The sequence below is a fragment of the Micromonospora sp. LH3U1 genome (genome assembly GCF_028475105.1).
GTDB lineage: Bacteria > Actinomycetota > Actinomycetes > Mycobacteriales > Micromonosporaceae > Micromonospora.
In genome coordinates this window covers 4,813,527-4,831,009 of sequence record NZ_CP116936.1, presented here as the reverse complement: position 1 = coordinate 4,831,009, position 17,483 = coordinate 4,813,527, and the positions used below count along the sequence as shown (strand labels likewise).

Here is a 17,483-nt window from a genome sequence, read left to right as displayed (position 1 = left end):
CGGGCCGCCGTGGAAGCCAGCGCCACGGCCCAGCGGCAGCTGCACGCGATGGCGATCATCGCCCGGAGGTGGTGCGGACTCGGTTCCGCGGTCAGAGCACCCGGAACATGCTCAGCAGCGCCACCTCCGGGCGATGCCGGCAATAGCATCAGCAGCGCGCATGTGGACACCTTGGTCGCCATGGCCACACCGCGCCCGCGATGTCAGGCCACCGCACAAAAATGCACTGGGCGCGGTGGAACTAGCTGGTCCGCGAGGGCCGTGATCACGCAGGATAGGCGCCGTGCACGTCACTCGCTACCAGCCCACCGGCGCCCGTAACGACACTGGGACTCAGCCGCGATGGGCCCTGATCGATCGGGCGCTTGCGTCCTTCGCGGGCAAGTCCATCCTCGTACTGATCGCCGCGGCACTCGACTCCCCGTCATGTCGCCCCTGGGAGTACCACCTGACGTTGCTATGGGGACGAGCACTGCGGCGGCCGCCGGCCGGCGGTATCGATGCCCAGCCCGCGGACCTGGTCCGCTTGGTCGAGAGTGCGTTGCGCGCTGCACCGATCCGCGTGCCAGAGACGTCCCGGACGCCCAACGATCCTCGCCGCTTGGTTGGTTTTACTCTTGGAAGCCGCCGCTGGCGAGTTCACCCCGGCGATTTTGACCATCCCGTGGTGCTGCTTCGCCAGCTCGAACAGACCGCCCGAGCGGTGGACGAGACCGTAACGGCTCGCATGGGATTTTCCCTCAGTGACGTCCTTGAGGTCTGCCTCGCGCATGGCGACCACATCATCGAGGAGCTCGCGCCGGCCTGGCAGGCAGGCCCGGAGGCTAGCGCTGCTGCGCCTCGTGTCGGTGACGCTGACGTGTCGGCAGTCCTGCGGCTGGTCGACGCCGAGCCGTTTGGATGGATTGACCAGTGCAGTAAGCCTGCGGCCGCCCGACGGGCGCTGACCTGGCTGACCCGCGACAGGCAGCATCTGCGTATGCGCCACATTGCCGACGAGGCAACGCTCGGGCCAGTCCTGCAAGTGTCCGCTGAGCATCGGCACGTCGGGGTGCCGGCCTGCTTGGCGCTGAGCGCAGCGGTCGCCGCCACCCGGTATCTCGCGGAGATGGTTGGCGACGCCGGCGACGCCGCAGTGCAGTTGCACGCGCGCACGTGGTCGCACACCGTAGACCTGCTCTCGCGGCGACTGGTGAGCCGCGGTGGCCAGACGCCCGAACCAGCACCCGTCCGACCAGTCATTGAGGGCCCGCGGTTCCGCATCGCGGTGGTCAGCGGCGTGAGTGGTGCTGGGTTGCAAGGAGGGATCGCCTGGGGCGAGAAACTGCTGTCGGTCGACACTGCCACGACGCACAACATCGCCCAAGGCCCTAGTGGTCGCTCCGTAACCGGAGAAAGGCCTGTTGCGAAGGTCATCGTCTACGGAGGGCCGGCGAACGTCGTGGCGCAGATGGTCGGCGAAGCCGTCGTCCTCCACGTTGAGGAACTCGCCGAGATGCTCGCCGAGTGCGGTGGCGACCTCACCACCGTGGTCTGCTTCCTCGAAGACCTCGTGTTCCACCCCGGCTATACCGATGTCGCGTTCGTTGACATCTTCGACGTCTGGCGAGCGTGGAAGGAGCACGGCTCGATCGGACCGGTCACGGTGGGGGCATCGCGGCAGGGTTTGGCCGTTGCACCGGCGACAACGGACGAGACGTGGCAGAGGGCGGCGTCGTGGGAGGGCGTCGACGCCGTGCTGGCCGGGGCCGGCATCAGCGCGGAGCACATCGACTGGCCCCTCGCGCGTGGTGACCACGGTGATGGCGCCGACCTGTTCTACAAGCCGGACAGCCCGGCGATGTTGGTCAACGTCAACCCGCCTGTCGTTCTCGAAGTCGACCTCAATGACGCCGCCACGCTGCACACCCATCCCGACACGATCGTGGGATTCGCCGACAGCCTGCGCCTACACCTACGCAAGCCGGCCATCAGTAAACACGTGTGCGACGAAACCGGGCGAACACTGCGGCTGGTCCTGGTCTGGCTCCCGGACACGTCATTCGAGCACACCGACGGCGCTCTCGCCTTCGTGCGGGTCGACCCGAACTTGAGGCAGATCGCTCTGGTCATGGCAGCAGGGCTTCTCATCATGCTTGCCGACAACCCGGCATCTGCGTATGCGCTCATTGGCGAAGGGCTGGAACGCGGGCTCACCGCGCTGGCCACCGGCGACGAAGCAAGCGGGTTCGCACCGTCAGCATTCCGAATGGCGTGGCGGGCGGCGGCGCCCTTCATGACCGTGCACCGACAGGTGGAGGCACTTCCACTGGTAGCGCGCAACGACGGCCTCCCGCGATCGGCGGCGGTACACGCCCGCGCCACTCGGAGAGCCGTCACCGCCATCCTGACCCGCCGAACCCCCGACGGCGTCTTTCTCGGCCCGGACGCACTGCGGATGTGCGAAGAATTCATCCTGCCGGCCGTTCAGGAATCGCTGCACGACCTAACGTGCCAGTTCGATCGCACGGTGACGTTGGCCGTCGCCGCCCGGGTCAACGACGCCCACGCCACCGCCTACCGTAGCGCCCAGCAACTTGCTGTAGCCCTCACCGGGCCCTGGGCGCACAACTGGCACGAGATCGCCCTCACCGACGATCAGTACCAGCAGACCCACGCCTTGGAGACCCTCCTCGAGTCCCTTCTCGCCGAACCACCCGTAGGCAGCGCCGTCGCCGACGAGCTCGATGTCGCCGAGATCACCGCGCTGGCGCACCGGCTGGCGGTCACGGCAGCCGTGGCCCGCGGCTACACCGACCGGCTGCATGGCCTGCGCCTCACCATTAGCCGCGGCATGTTCGCGGTCGAACCGGATCGGTCCGACCATGACGATGTCGAGCGCGTCGAAATCGACCTCGCCGCCTACACCGACCACCGCCGCGCGGCCCGTCTCATCCCGGCCGGCAGTCAGCCGGCTGGCGCCGCCGACGACCATCAGGACGACGACCCCGGCCTCCTCAGAAACTCACCACCGGGACATCGGTACCAGGGATTCTTTACCCCAATACACGGACGGCTGCCGGTCAAACTGCAACGGGTCGATGATCGACTCCGCGATCACTGGGGCACGGGTCTCGACGGGATACGTGCCGTCCTCGGCGTGGCCGTCGACTGGGCCACCGACGCTTCCGGCGTACACGCGGTAAGCCGTGCCGAACTCGTCGATGCCGCCGCGCAATGGTCCGAGCTCAGCGTGGCGCAGATTGAGGCAGCCGTCGACCTGCTCACCCTGTCCGGTGACCACCTGCGCGAGGCGGGCCCGCTGCGATTTCTCGACATCGAGCGGCGGGTGCATCGCCTCGCTTTGCGCCCGCTCGTCGACGCCGAAGGCCAGTTGTGGATCATGCCGTGGCGGTTGCTCGACACACAGCGTCTGTTCGACGGTTACCTGCACCGGTCACGGCTGCCGTTCGCCCACCGTGACCTTCCGCCCGGCGTCGCCGACATGATGAGCGCCTATCGGCAGGAGTTGAACGCCCAGCTCGAGGAGCTCGTCCACGGCGTCGTCGCCGCGACGGGGTTGCCATGCCGCACCCATGTCGAGGTGGCCGAGCTCAAGGGTGCTGGCATCCCGGAACCGCTCGGGGAGGTGGACTTGGTGGTCGCCGATCCGGCCACAGGCAGACTGTGGGTTGGCGAGGTCAAGGACCCAATCGCGGCGTTCAGCACGGAAACTCTCCGGAACCACGTTCGTAAGTTTTACCGCGGTCCGAAGCCGTATGTGCCGCGGCTGCTCGCCAAGGCCGCACAGATCCGCGAGGCCGCGCGCGGCGTCGCCGTGCTGGTCGGCGGTCCCGACCGGGCAAGGTGGCGCGTGGTGCCGATCCTGGTGACCCGTGATGTGGAACCTGCCGCGTTCGTCGCCGAACCGCAGGTGCCTTTCGCGCTTCCGCACCAACTGCTGGACATCTTGAAAGCCGGCGTCGACCCGGCACCAGGGCCCATTCCACTATGACCGGGGCACGGTGGAGATCAGCGACCGGACCGGCCTTGACCGCATGGGCTACAGCCCGACGGACGTCGAGCTGCTGCCTCGCCGCCGAGATGCGCGAGCAGGCCACCGAGCGCCGGGATCGCCTGACTGAGCAGCCACCGCCGGAATGACTACCGGCGACGCCGGTGCCCGCCTTGGCGAAGTGGCCCGAAGATGAGGATTGGGCCGCTCTCATCGACCGGTCGAACTGACTCGTGGACAGCGAGCCAGTCGATGAGAGCGGGTGTGCCTGCGCCGTTCTGACGCCGAGGCGGCGTTACTGGTGCTCGCGGACCTTCTCGACGGACCAGCCGATGAACTGCGCGATCTCCTCAACAGATGTGCTGTTCTGGCTAATCCAATCGTCGAGCGCCTTCGCTAGCGAGGGCGGTACCCCCGGGGTGCTTACCTCCGGCAGCGGCAGGTCGTCGGTGACGCTGTCGACGTGAACCCACCGGCCGTCGGGGCACAGCCGCTTCGTGGCGGCTGCGTAGCCCTCCCACCCGTCGTCGCCTTCGGCGATCACCTCGTCGGTGCGCCAGTCCAGAATGTTCCACCCGTCGACGCCGACCTGCCCGCCATCGACGATGCGACACCCCGTCTGCTCGAGCTCCTCCAGGCGCTCGTAGCGGGCGTCGTCGATGGCCAGTTGCGCCCGCAGCAGGCGCTTGACGTGCTCGACGGCGGCATCGCCGCTGCTGCGTACCCCGCCGCCGTCCAGCGGTGACTCAGCTGCTGTGGCGGCGGCGCGGGTGTAGTTCTGCCCGGTCTGCGCCATCTCGGCGCGGATGGCTCGGGTGCGTGCGCGGTTGCGCTTGCCCATGATGTTTCCTTCTGTGAAGGCCCACGCCCCTCGCGAGGAAGGGTTTGCTGTGGAGTTCACGCTGCGTCGGTGACGGCTTGTCCTCGATCACCAGCAGCGTGGGCGCCAGCGGCTTGGAGACGGGCGGGCGTGACCGCCGCCGGTAGTCTACGAGGTACCGCGCAGGCCACGAAGCATGCCACCAGAACGCCGGCGCGCCGTGTCAGCCAGCGTCAGGGAACGGACCGATGTGCTCGTCGCTGATCTGCGCGATCGCCGCGATCATCCGCTCAAGGCCCCAATGGGGGTCAAGGATCGGCCGCGCACCCCACCCCTCGTTGATTTCGGTGAGCTCCTTTCGAAGGTGCTCATGGTCATGGGCGGGTGCCAGGACCGCGACGGTCCTGCGGGGGTACAGGGGGAAGTCGCCGATGCGGCGCCACTCTCGCTCCCACCAGAACTCTTTGCGGCTGTACTTGGTCGGGCCCATCTGCTCGAAGAACGGGGTGAGCTTGAAGATGGGCTCCTCGCTCAACTTGTCGCGGTCGACGGTCCGGCCGGTGGTGGCTCGGCGTACGGCGTCGTTGACCATGGCGTTCACCGCGTCGATCGGCCAGTCGCGGCCGGGCGTGATGTCGGAGTACCAAACGGGGTTGCAGCCGGCCTTGCGAGCAGTGGTCTTGGTGACGGCCAGGCCGTAGGGCTGGAAGTGCACGTCGCGCTTGTCGATGTCCTCCAGCATCATCCAGGTGTGCTCGAGCGGGGTCTCGGTGAAGCACACGACCTTCTGCGTCGCCGCGTACGTCAGGTTCGGCTCGTGCATCGACGCCGGCCCGAACGGTGAGCAGGCCTCGATGTATCCGTCCCCGATCATCGTCAGCAGGTTCTCCCGGGCACTGGGCCCGTCATTACCGAGAGTGTCACGGGTTAGGTGGATCAAGAAGGTCGACAGGTCGGTACGTCGTTGCAGAAGGTCCTCGATACTGGCCACAGGTCCACTTTGCTATACCTCTGCCGTAGTCGGGTGGGCTGCCCCGCCGCTTCCGGCATCGCCAACCTCCACAACATCATCCTCGCCGGCTGACCACCCGCCCGGCCCGGGCAACGCCTTCACCCAGTTACGAAACGTCCCGTAGGAGCAGATGCATTCGACCTCGGACTTGTTGACGGGAATACCTGTTGTCGGCAGGCTGAGCCGGTGTGGTGGCTGGTGATCGATCACAATGACACAGACCTCTTCGACGGCGAGGAGGTAAGCCTGGACCTGTTCATCCGCTACGGAACCATGAGCGTCGGTCTTGACAGCCGGGACCCCGTCGGTGAGGGCGACGAGCTGTGGGTCTTCGAGCGCACATTCCGCCGAGCCTCGGGCTTGGCCCACGCCGCATCCAGTCCATACCGGTCGGGTCGTCGTTGGTGGCTCGATGTGACGATGGACCTCAAGGCCACCAAGCAGCTGCGTAGAAGCCCGGTTCGGCCCAGCGAGCGGGTGTTCCGCTACGAGCCCTACCGGTATGGCGACAAAGATCCCTGGCTGGTGCGTATGCACCTCAGCGATCTGTCAATGATGCGTAACCACCTGCAGAAGCTCAGTCGCTCGCGTACATGACACTTGTCCCGGCTCACGACACCCAAGCGGGCATTCCTCCCGACCCCCTTTTGGGGCCACCGCCTCAAGTACGCGACCCTCGGCGAACGCCGCAGTTATCCACACAGCTAACGGAACCCAGCCGCGGCTACCCCATCAGGTGTCCGGCGCAAATCTTCGACTACAGCGGCCGAGCCAGACGCCTCGCGAGAGCAACATCGTGCCAGTCGATCGGACGCTGCCCGCCGCGACCGAGGCCGCGCTGGGGGCAACCGTCGGCATTGGATGCCGTCGAACGATGCCCAAGCGCGGCGAACGGGCACCCACCGCGACCTGCAATCTTTCCTTCTCGCAGCCTGAGAGTCGGTGCAGTGTCCTGTGCGCTTTCGAAGAGGTCACCAGGGCGCCTACACTTGCATCAGCTTCAACGTCTTGCTGATGGTCAGCGGTGGTGGGGCATTGGTTCGTGTCGCCCCTCGGACACGGCCCATAGGCCCACGGTGTGCGCTGAGATCGGTTTCAGCGTGCACCGCTTGCGCTTCGGGGTGGTATGTCAGTCGCGCCGCGCAACCAGCCGGAGTGAGTTACAGCTCCTGAGCAGCAGACCCCTCCGCCCATGGACGGGCTTAGCTTAGGGCGTAGTTGTCGCAGGTCAGACGCTCCGCTGCTGTCGCTACGCCAAAAAGGCGTCCTATGGGTACGCAAGGCGCGCCCGGATGCAGTCAGGTCTACGCCAGGATGCTGGTATGAAACTGTGGCTGCACTCGGTGTGGATAGCGATGGCGACGCAGGCTTTCCAGCGCTGGCTGTTGTATTTGGTTGCGGCGGGCGTGCTGAGTACGGCGGTGTTGATGTGGCTGATCCCGCGACGGGCTGGGCAAGCCGCCGTGGCCGTTGGCCGAGTTCTGATTGAGGCATGGCCCAGCATGCTGCTGGTGGCCGTGGCCGTGCTGATCGCTGCGGCGGCGCGCAGCCGCGGCACGGCCCAGCGAACGGGGCAGGGGCCGCAGTTGCCGTTGCTGGTACATGTGGCGTTGCTGCTTGGGCTGGCTATCGGAGTGGCGTTCGGGCTGGGCACGCTGTTGTGGACTGCCGTAGGTCGCCCGGCGTTGACTGGCAGCCCGTCGGCACCTGCACCCGCGCCAAACGTGTCCGGCCCACCCGGGGCCGTGACGGCGGCGAGTGGCTGGACGTTGACCAACACGTTCGACGCCATGAAGATCGTCTTGGCGGTGGTTGGAGGGGTCGGTGGCGTCGTGGCGCTGACGGTCGCATACCGCCGTCAGCATCTCGGTGAGGCTGCGGAACACCGGGAGGAATCTAAGGAACGTCGGGAGAACACCAAGCTGTTCAACGAGCGCTTCACCAAGGCCGTCGAGCTGGTCGGCTCGGACAAGGCCGCCGTACGCCTCGCCGGCGTTTACGCCGTCGCCAACCTGGCCAACGACTGGCCCGGCGGGCGTCAGATGTGCGTTGACGTACTCTGCGCCTACCTGCGTATGCCCTATACGCCACCAGTCGCCGCCAAGCCCGCCGGTGAACCCGCCGCCGCTCCGGCGGAGGACGTTACGGATTCGGTGCCCGTCGGCACGTCCGGCCGCGACCCCTATGAGGAACGGCAGGTCCGGCACACAGTCATCCGGCTCATCCGCGACCACCTGCGCCTGCCCACGACGAACCCGCACAGCTGGCAGGGCCGCGACCTCGACTTCACCGGGGCCGTCTTCGACGGTGGCGACTTCAGCCGGGTGCACTTCTCCGGCGGCATGGTGTCCTTCGCGAAGGCAACCTTCTCTGCGGGCGCGGTGTCCTTTGCGAAGGCAGTGTTCTCCGGTGGCGAGGTCACCTTCGAAGGAGCGCGCTTCTTCGGCGGCATGGTGTCCTTCGCCGAGGCGACGTTCTCCGGTGGCGAGGTCGCCTTCGAAGCTGCGAGGTTCTGTGGCAGCGAGGTGCTCTTCCAAAAAGCGGCGTTCTCGGACGGGCTGATTGGCTTCGGTCGGGCGGTGTTTTCCGATGGCGCGGTGGACTTCGCCGACGCGACGTTCTCCGGCGGCGAGGTGTTCCTCGGCCAGGCGGTGGTAAGCGGCGGCGACCTGATCTTCGTCGACACACTGTTCGACGGTTGCAAGGTGTCCTTCGACTTCACCAGATTCTCCGGCGGCAGAGTTTACTTTGAGGGCGCGTGCTTTCGCGGCACGGTGTCCTTTCAACGCGCCAGATTCGTGGGCGGCCTCGTTGATCTCAAGCGGGCGATAGGGGATGTCCGTCCGACGTTCTCGTTCAACAACAAGCTGCCGAACGGGCTTCTCCTGCCGGACCGGTGGCTGCCGCCATCGGACATGCCGCTGCCTGTGCCGACGCCATGATAAGCAGCCGCCCATGCTGCCAGACACCCAGCGTCGTAGGACTCGCGGTGGGGTGCCCGGATCGACCGGCAGGGTGGAAGACTGCTAAGGGCCACCACGACGGGCCAGGGAGAATCGTCTACAGGGAGCCTGGGGTTGACTCCCGTCAACCCCGGGCTCGGTAGGGCTACCTCTGGCCGTCCCGGCTACGAGCCAGAATGGCGACCAGGTGTAGCAGGTGAGCGATGGTCCTGGCCGTTGTGGCCAGGCTATCGCGACCGGTGGCGTGCAGGATCTCTGCCGCCGTGTCGGCCGCGGTGCCACGGCTATGACTGCCCTGGTCCCTCCCCTTCTCGTCGCTGGCTGCGACGGCTACCCGGTTGATCGACTCGGGTTTCACGAAGTCGGGACGTCCCTGCAACCCGGATGCCCCGACCTTCAGGAAGCGCCCGGGGCCCGCCGGTGGACGGTCACGTATTCAACGATCCGGGCTGCAGCGATCCCTTGCGGCCATGCCGGGTGAGCATCATCCGAGGCCTTCGGCCCCGGGCAGGTTCCCTATCTCGGCGCCTTCACGTACGGCGGCGGCGTGATCTCCTGATTGGCAGGTGGAACACGCTCGACATGTCCAGCTGATCGGTGGCCCGCAGCTTGCCGAGCAGGATCGCGTGCAGTCGTTGCCATGCGCGAGCGTCGTTCCAGTCCCGCAACCTGCGCCAGCAGGTCTTCCCAAGGCGAACCCCAACTCCTAGGGCAGGAACCTTCACGGAATCGCGGTGTGAAGCATGAACAGGATTCCGCACAACACTCTGCGGTCGTCGAGGCGCTTAGGCCCGGGGAACCGGTGCCGGCGTGGTGGTCGGGGTGGCAACAGTGGTTCGGATCTCGGCCCAAAGTTCGTCCGAGACGATCCACGGCGGCTGCTCACCCCTCCGCACGTTCAAAAAGAACGATCCTCGTGTCCCGAGGACGCGCCCGCGCTAACAACATGTCGCTGGTGTTCGAGGACGCCGAACCGGGGCGGCTCATCGCCTTCGGCGACGCCAGCCACCCTGTCCTGTCATGGCTCGCCATGACGGACCTCAGCCCCGCCCACTACGCACTCATGCTCGCGCCGTACCACGGCACTTACCCCCTACCAGCCTCCTTACAGGTAACCGCAGAACTGTGCGTCGCGCAGAACGGCACGAAACGAGCGCATCTATGGCCGCGCCATCTTGCGACCCAACGACAGAACGGCACCTGCGTCAGCAGCACCGCAGGCAACCACCACCTGTTGCTGTAACTCCCGCAGGAAGCGGACACAGCCGGGCGTCCAACAGGCGCGCCGCAGGACCAGCGAACCCGCCCACGGGATCCATGTCGATTCACTCGTGCAGCAACTCCGGCGGCGCCGGCTCCGTCGGTGGCCGAGACGGACGCATTTTCATGATCACATCATTGGCAGGGCTAGCCATTCATTGAACGCTCTGCGGTAGGGCATCGAGCCAGATGACGGGATCAGGCGCGTCCGGGTCTTCCAGAATGTCGCCCACTGGGGTCCCGCTTGACTGCGGTTGTCACCTCAGCGAGAGACTCGACCAACTTCGTCGTCTTCTCGATCGCATCCTGACTGAGAGTCACGCTCGCATGCACCCCCCTTTTAGTTGACAGGCAACGTCACAGACCGCGCTGCCGGATGCTCTGGCGCTGTGCGCGGTTGTTGTGAATTTCAGAGTTCGACGAAGGCGGTGAACCTGGTGCGCTCGCTACCGAAGAACGCGAGCGGCACGGGTTGCCGTCAACGCCGGTCGACCGAAAACTCACCAGGACCCCTGCGGTGGGGCTGGCTTGATGCCTGCACGTTCATTTCGGCCAGTCGATAACCGAGCCAGCTGGCTGGCAATATTGGACCATACGCGGCCCGACTTCGATTCATGCTCACGCCCGGTAATGAGCGCGCGAGGTTGAGCCAACCCTGAACGTGCCGTAATCTATGAGCATGTGCACCCGAAATGGAGCACCGATGACACGTACAAGAGTTCGAATCCCCCCTCGGACACAAATGATTTGCCCACGGTGTGCGCTGAGATCGACTGCAGCGCGCACCGTTTGCGTTTCGGTCTGGTAGGTGAGTCGGAGTCCGAGGTGCCGGTAGACCTCGGCTTTGTCGTCGGGGTCGGCGTCGCGCAGCTCGGCGACGATGTCGCCGAGCGCTCGGCCTAGGGGCGCGGCGAAGAAGGTGTAGAGCGCAAGCGGGGCCTGGTCGTGGACGTGTTGGGGCTGATTGTCGCGGTCTTGGTGACTGCGGCGTGCTGCACCGCCTTCGCGCGCGCGAGTACGTGAGCCGGCAGCAATCCGCCGTGTCACGAGCGTTGTGGGCGTCGACGGCGAACATCGTGCGGCGGCTGACCGGTTCCAGCACACTCTCCTGGCGACACCGGTGAACCTTCTCACGGCCTTCGACCTGATCGCCGAGCGCGATACCACCACACGCCAGCACGCCTAACAGTTACGCGAGCAGATCGCCGGCGCTGACCGGTGAACTCGCCGCGTCGACGGCGAACTGGCCGACCTGGCGACCGCCCGAACCACCCTGCCGATCCTCGCCGCCGCGAGTTCACCGACCTCAACCCGGCCCTGCTGGTCCAACCCCTTGCCGCGGCCGCAGTCACCGGAGCTCGGTGTCTCCTCAGGAGCGATAGGACTGTCAGGAATTGGTGCCTGAGAGTCATGTCGCTCACCAGCAGATCCCTGCTACCCGACCAGGGGTCGACCTCTATGTAAAACTTTCTAGACACGATGTCAAAGACGCCATACTATGGCCGTGTCAAGAATTCTTTACAAGGGAGGCGGCCGTGACGCACGAGGAGAAACGCGCCTGGATCATGCTGGTGGTCAGCGTGGTGGGGTATGCCGTCTACGCCGCCGTCGTCCTGAACCGGGCCGACGGCGGGCCGCTCGCCGCCATCCCGTACGCCGGGGTTCTGCTGTGGACGGTTGGCGGGGCCATCGTCGCGAGCATCGTGGCCGAGATTGGTGTGGGCGTGGTGAACCCGCGCGCTTCCCGGGTCAAGGACGTACGCGACCGGGAGATCGGACGGCTCGGCGACCACGTCGGCCAGGCATTCGTGGTCATCGGCGCAGTGTCGGCGATGCTGATGGCACTGGCCAAGTGGGACTGGTTCTGGATCGCCAACGTCATCTACCTGTGCTTCGTCCTGTCGGCGGCGGTCGGCTCCCTGGCCAAGGTGATCGTCTACCGCAAGGGTGTCCCGCAGTGGTGAGGCCGACCCGCGTCACGAACAACATCCGCGCGCTGCGGTTCGCGCACGGCGAGATGACCCAGGCCGAGCTCGCCGACCGGATTGGCGTGACCCGGCAGACCGTCATCGCCATCGAGCAAAGCCGCTACTCGCCATCGTTGGAGATGGCATTCAAGATCGCGCGCCTGTTCGACGCACGGCTCGACGACGTGTTCCAGTACCCCGAGGAGACGGCACCATGAAGGCCATCGTCCAGGACAGCTACGGCCCAACCGACGTGCTCCACCTACGCGACATAGACCAACCGGCCGTGAACGACGAGGAGGTCCTCGTCCAGGTCCGCGCCGCCGGGGTCGACCCCGGAGTGTGGATCTTCATGACCGGTCGCCCCTACCTGGCGCGGCTGGCCGCAGGGCTGCGCCGGCCCCGGGTTCCGGTGCGCGGGCGGGACCTGGCCGGGGTGGTGGCCGCGGTCGGCGCCCGGGTGACCCGGTTCCGGCCCGGCGACGAGGTGTACGGCACCTGTCTGCGCGGCTCGTACGCCGAGTTCGCGAGCGCGCCGGAGCGGCGGCTGGCCCGTAAGCCGGCCAACGTGTCGTTCGCGCAGGCCGCCGCCGCGCCGGTCTCCGCGATGACGGCGCTTCGCGCGGTTCGCGACAGCGGCGCGGTGCGCCGGGGACACCGCGTGCTGGTCATCGGCGCGTCTGGCGGTGTCGGGTCGCACGCCGTGCAGATCGCCAAGGCGTACGGGGCGACGGTCACCGCCGTCTGCACGCCGGCCAGGGCCGCGTTCGTACGCTCCCTCGGCGCCGACGACATCCTCGACTACACCAGCGAGGAGGTCGACCGCGACGGCCCGATCTACGACGTGGTCATCGACACCGGCGGCGATCGGCCGGTCTCTCTCCTGCGCCGCGCCCTCACCCCACACGGGACGCTGGCGCTGGTCGGCGGCACGTATACCAAGGGCCCGGTGCTCAGCGGCTACGACCGGCAGATGTTCCGCGCGCCGCTGCTGTCCCTGTTCGTCGGTCAACGGCTGCGCAGCGTGAGTGCGGTCGAGCGGACCGAGGACCTGAACGAGCTGGGGACCCTCATCGAATCGGGGGCGCTCACCCCGGCGGTCGACCGCACTTATCCCCTGAGCCAGGCGGCGGACGCGATCCGGCACCTCCGGAACGGGCACCCGGCGGGGAAGATCGTCGTCACCATCTGACCCAGTGGTCGTCGCGAACGCTTCTGCGGTGCCATGGCGGCCGACGCCGCATGCGTCGGCCACGCCCAAAGCTGACATCTCCCCGCGAGCGATATGACTGCGAGGGAACTTCATGCCGACCCGACCATAGTCAGCGCCACTACCAGCAGAACCTGCACATCCGGGTCCCGCAGACGCGACGCGCGCATTCAGAACGACTGCAGGTGGTGGCGGACAACCCTTTCCCTGATGAACGTGATGTAGCTGCCGCGCCGCCCGACAATGCCTTCGACGGCCGTCGCGCGGCTTGAGCCGCTCGTAGTACCGCCGCGCCGGACGGTTCGCGCCGGCCGCGTCGGCCACCGGCCGCTGCGCGGTGGGCAGCATGCGCGCCTCAAGCACCCCAGCGTGCGCATCTCGGTGGTCATGGCGCCACCATTACCTTTGGGTGAGATTGTCAGCCAGCGGGACCCCGCCTGCGCGTCGCTGCCGCCCAGACACACGCCGCCGGGGCAGCGTGTCACGACCGCAACCGCTGGGCCACTCGCAATCGCATGGCTCCGAGCTCAGGTTGTCAATGCCGTCCAAGAGGAGTCAGCCACTCTCGTCGGGAGCGTCATGACACAACTCTCATCGGGCGAACAATCAAGTCCGCACCGTGGGCTTGACCCTGACGCTGCGTCAACCCTTCATGCTGCCTGCCATGAGCAGGCATACGCCGCCGGTGAGATCCTTCCCGGCGAGGAGGTCGAGGACGACCTCCCGCACGACCTGATGGACGCGCTTGCCGTCGAGTCCGACCCGCGGGTACGGCGGCTGCGGGAGCTGATGCGCGAGCGGGGCTGGTCCGGTTGGAACCGGATGGAGCGGCTGGTCGAGCCGCCCGACTGACCTGCCGGCGCCGCTTGGCGCGCCTTGATGTCGGCTCCTCGCGTCGGCAAGAGGCTAGGGATCAGGCAGGGGTGATCCTGGCTGTGGGCAGGTCAGTATGAGACGGCGGGGTGATAGGTGGCTCCATCATGAGCCATGATGGTTGCATCCTGAGCCAACCGGTGCCAAAATGGCACCACGAGAGTTGGAGGCGGCGGAAGTCGCCACGTCGACGCTTCGATCAGACGACGCGCTGGACACGTCTCCTGTGACGGCCGCAGGCGGCAACGTCGTTGAACAGGCACTGCCTCCGTAAATGGCAAACGAGTCAGCTGTTCTCCGCCGCTGGTTGGCAGTGCGTGGCGGGTGGATATCGCCGGCAATTCATCACCGATGACAGGAGTTCTCCCGCATGTTCGCCAGATTCGGACGCGCGATCGTCCTCAATCCATGGAAAGTGATAGCGGTATGGCTCGTGCTGCTCGTCGGCTCGTTCTTCGCGCCGTCTCTCGCTGATCAGGTCAGCACCGATCAGGCCAGCTTCCTACCGTCCCGCTATGAGTCGGTGCAGGCGCAGGAGGTAGCAGAACGCGCGTTTGGCCAAGGCGACGGTGCGAGCGCCACCATCGTCGTCAAGCGTGTCGACGGGCAGCCCCTGGGTGCCGCCGACACCGACCGGGTCAGTCAACTCGCCCAGACGATCCAAGGCGCCGGCATCGACCGGGTCGGCACCGCGGTCACCGGGCCGCAGGCCGTCTCGCCGAACAAGCTGGTGCAACTCGTCAACATCTCGCTCACCGGCCCACCAGCCGACCCGGTGCTCGGCGACGCAGTCGTATCGATCCGCGACAAGGCGAAATCCACCCTGGAGGGCTCGGGCCTGTCGTACGCGGTGACCGGAGATGTCGCCCTCCTCGTCGACAACCAGGACGCCTTCGACACCGCGCTGCTGGTCGTCAGCATCGTGACCCTGGCCCTGGTCGTCGGCCTCCTGCTCATCATCTACCGCAGCCCGGTCGCGGCCTTCCTGCCGGTCGTGGTCGTCGGCGTGGTCTCGGCGGTGTCGAGTGCGGTCATCACCCTGTTCGTCAAGGCGTTCGGCATGCAGGTCGACCAGTCACTGCTGACCATCCTCACCGTGGTTCTCTACGGTGTCGGCACCGACTACATCGTCTTCCTGCTGTTCCGCTACCGGGAGCGGCTACGTGCCGGTGACGCCCCGAAGAACGCGCTCGCCACGGCGGTCAGCCGGGTCGGTGAGGTCATCGCGTCGGCCGCCGCGGCGATCGTGATCGCGTTCGGCGCACTCCTGCTCGCAGTGTTCGGCGGCTTCCGGAGTCTCGGTCCGGGCCTTGCCATCGGGGTGGTCGTCATGGCGATCGCCGCGGTCACGCTGGTGCCGGCCATCGTTTCGCTCATCGGCCCCAAGGTGTTCTGGCCGTCGAAGTCCTGGCAGCGCGCTCCTCGGGGCAGCGTCTTCCAACGCCTGGGCCGGTTCACCGGACGTCGGCCGGCGGTGGTCGCCCTCGCCTCGGGTGGCGTCATGGTCGCGTTGGCGCTGGGTGTGTTCGGTCTGAAGGTCGACTACGACCAGGTCGCGCAGCTGCCCGCCAACACCGAATCGGCACGCGCCCTGAACGACCTGAAGACCGGGTTCCCCGCTGGCGCCCTCAACCCGACCACCGTCTACGTCCGCGCCGACAACGGCCAACGCCTCGACCCGGCAACACTCACCGGGTACGCGCAGGCACTGACCCGGGTACCCGGGGTCGGCGGCCTGATGCCCGCTCCCGACGGCAGTGCTGTCGCCGTCAGCTCGGACGGTACGACGGCCCAGATCAACCTGTTGCTGAACACGAGCCCGTACTCGACGGCGGCCCTCGACCTGGCCGGTGACGACCTCCGCCAGGTGGCCCACGACCAGGCCCCGGACGGAACGACCGCGCTGGTCGGCGGCGTCAGCTCGGTCTTCGCCGACATCCGCGACGCGAACAACCGCGACCTGTGGGTGATCTTCCCGGTGGCCGGAGTGCTGATCGCCTTGATCCTGGGGCTGCTCCTGCGCAGCCTCGTCGCCCCGGTGTACCTCATGATCGCAGTCGGCCTCGGCTTCATGGCGACGCTCGGCGCGACCGTCCTGGCCTTCCAGGGCGTCGGTGGCAGGTCGGGGCTGTCATTCTCGCTGCCGATCATCCTGTACCTGTTCGTGGTTGCGATCGGCACCGACTACAACATCCTCATGATCGCCCGGCTCCGCGAAGAGGCACGAGCCGGCAACGATCCGCGCACCGCTGCCTCGTTGGCGATCCAACACGCCGGACCGTCGGTGGCCGCCGCCGGCCTCATCCTCGCCGGCACATTCACCTCGATGCTCTTCGCCGGGGTGTCGTTCCTGACCGAGATGGGCTTCGCGGTCTCGGTGGGAATCGTGCTGTCCGCGTTCGTCATGTCCCTGTTCCTCGTCCCCGGCATCACCGCGCTCCTCGGCCACACCGCCTGGTGGCCGGGGCACGGTGACGCCACCCGCTCCGACCCGTCGGCAACGCCGACCGGGTCCAGCCCATCCGAGTCGGCGGCCACGGCAGCGCACTGAACGATCGCGACACGCGGTGGGCGAGGCGAACTGCCCCGTCCACCGCGTGTCCTACCGCCTTCGGTAACGCCCGAAACAACAGAGAGTTCGTTTGACGGTCCCTGGGTTGGAAAGACCCTTCGCGGTGGAAGTGGGAGCCCGGCGAACCGCAGCGAGCTGACCACGCAGCAGCGCTTGGACGCCAAGCGCGCCGCCGAGGAAATCAAGGACGAACTCAACCGGGCTTGTGGCGCCAACGCGGGCGCCGAGGCGTGCTTTCCGCGTTGTCGGCACGCTTCCCGGCGGGCGTTGCCTGGCCTGACGAACGCGGTCAGCAGGCCGGCCAGAAACCGATCACTATCCGCTCGGGGCCGACGGTGCGCCCGACCGGATCCAAGTCGGGCGAGCGCAGCAACGCCCGAGTCTGGGCCCGGCCTGCGACGTCGACGCGTACCCGGTAGCGGCCGGGAGGGCCTACTGGCAGAAAGTCGCTTACGGGGGCCATGTCGAGCAGGTGCGACAGGTACACGGTGCCGGTCCGCTGGGTGACCTCGGTGCTGTCGGTATCCGGCCACGTCGTGGAGTCGACGCCCGCGGGTTCTCCGTCCCACGCCTGCACGGTCACCGACGCCCGACAGGTGGCGTTCGACGGGCTGGCGACAAACAGTGCGTCGCGCCCGCTCCAGCAGATGCGGTCCTGACTGAAGTCGGGGTCGCCGATATCGTCGGCGCGCTCGTCGAGCACGAGGAACAGGCCGTGGTCGGCGGCGACCGTGCCGCTGACGCTGCCGAGCAGGTGTACCACCGTCACCTCCGCAGGGATATCCCAGGCCGGCGCCGTGCGGCGCCGGCCT

11 protein-coding genes are annotated in these 17,483 nt (G+C 67.1%); 8 read left to right on the top strand and 3 right to left on the bottom strand.

The window, feature by feature from the left end:
- The first annotated feature begins 283 nt into the window (after nt 1-283).
- The gene (locus tag PCA76_RS22075; RefSeq protein WP_272612392.1) at nt 284-3,994 is read left to right on the top strand and encodes a hypothetical protein; all 3,711 of its coding nucleotides are present in this window, start codon (nt 284-286) and stop codon (nt 3,992-3,994) included.
- A gap of 295 nt (nt 3,995-4,289) precedes the next feature.
- Here the strand turns inward: PCA76_RS22075 and PCA76_RS22070 are convergent, their stop codons facing one another.
- Together PCA76_RS22070 and PCA76_RS22065 are read right to left on the bottom strand one after the other, a co-directional pair.
- Entirely contained in the window at nt 4,290-4,835 is a 546-nt protein-coding gene (locus tag PCA76_RS22070) for a hypothetical protein (protein ID WP_272612391.1), read from the bottom strand.
- A gap of 202 nt (nt 4,836-5,037) precedes the next feature.
- A complete protein-coding gene (locus tag PCA76_RS22065; protein WP_336298010.1) occupies nt 5,038-5,637 on the bottom strand; it encodes an abortive infection system antitoxin AbiGi family protein in 600 nt (199 codons plus the stop codon).
- Between the two features lie 375 nt (nt 5,638-6,012).
- Between PCA76_RS22065 and PCA76_RS22060 the strand changes: the two genes are divergently transcribed.
- The 7 genes from PCA76_RS22060 to PCA76_RS22030 all read left to right on the top strand — a co-directional run bounded on the left by PCA76_RS22060 (nt 6,013) and on the right by PCA76_RS22030 (nt 16,650).
- Nucleotides 6,013-6,423, top strand: coding sequence for a hypothetical protein (locus PCA76_RS22060; RefSeq protein WP_112735813.1), 411 nt, complete (start codon nt 6,013-6,015; stop codon nt 6,421-6,423).
- Between the two features lie 725 nt (nt 6,424-7,148).
- Entirely contained in the window at nt 7,149-8,768 is a 1,620-nt protein-coding gene (locus PCA76_RS22055; RefSeq protein WP_272612389.1) for a pentapeptide repeat-containing protein, read from the top strand.
- A 967-nt stretch (nt 8,769-9,735) separates the two neighbouring features.
- Nucleotides 9,736-10,032: a hypothetical protein gene (locus tag PCA76_RS22050; protein WP_112735805.1), complete on the top strand. Its 297-nt coding sequence runs from the start codon at nt 9,736-9,738 to the stop codon at nt 10,030-10,032.
- Between the two features lie 1,552 nt (nt 10,033-11,584).
- Nucleotides 11,585-12,013 carry a hypothetical protein gene (locus PCA76_RS22045; RefSeq protein ID WP_272612387.1) on the top strand — a complete coding sequence of 143 codons (429 nt, stop codon included), beginning with the start codon at nt 11,585-11,587 and terminating at the stop codon, nt 12,011-12,013.
- Nucleotides 12,007-12,234, top strand: a complete 228-nt coding sequence (locus PCA76_RS22040; RefSeq protein ID WP_442930147.1) for a helix-turn-helix transcriptional regulator — start codon at nt 12,007-12,009, stop codon at nt 12,232-12,234. The genes PCA76_RS22045 and PCA76_RS22040 overlap by 7 nt, the downstream gene beginning before the upstream one ends.
- Nucleotides 12,231-13,208 carry an NAD(P)-dependent alcohol dehydrogenase gene (locus tag PCA76_RS22035; RefSeq protein ID WP_272612386.1) on the top strand — a complete coding sequence of 326 codons (978 nt, stop codon included), beginning with the start codon at nt 12,231-12,233 and terminating at the stop codon, nt 13,206-13,208. Before PCA76_RS22040 ends, PCA76_RS22035 begins: the two co-directional genes overlap by 4 nt.
- A gap of 1,261 nt (nt 13,209-14,469) precedes the next feature.
- On the top strand, nt 14,470-16,650 hold the full coding sequence (locus PCA76_RS22030) for an MMPL family transporter (protein WP_272612385.1): 2,181 nt from the start codon (nt 14,470-14,472) through the stop codon (nt 16,648-16,650).
- A 310-nt stretch (nt 16,651-16,960) separates the two neighbouring features.
- On the opposite strand, the gene PCA76_RS22025 is transcribed toward PCA76_RS22030, so the two are convergent.
- A complete protein-coding gene (locus tag PCA76_RS22025) occupies nt 16,961-17,440 on the bottom strand; it encodes a hypothetical protein (protein ID WP_272612383.1) in 480 nt (159 codons plus the stop codon).
- Between the last annotated feature and the right edge of the window lie 43 nt (nt 17,441-17,483).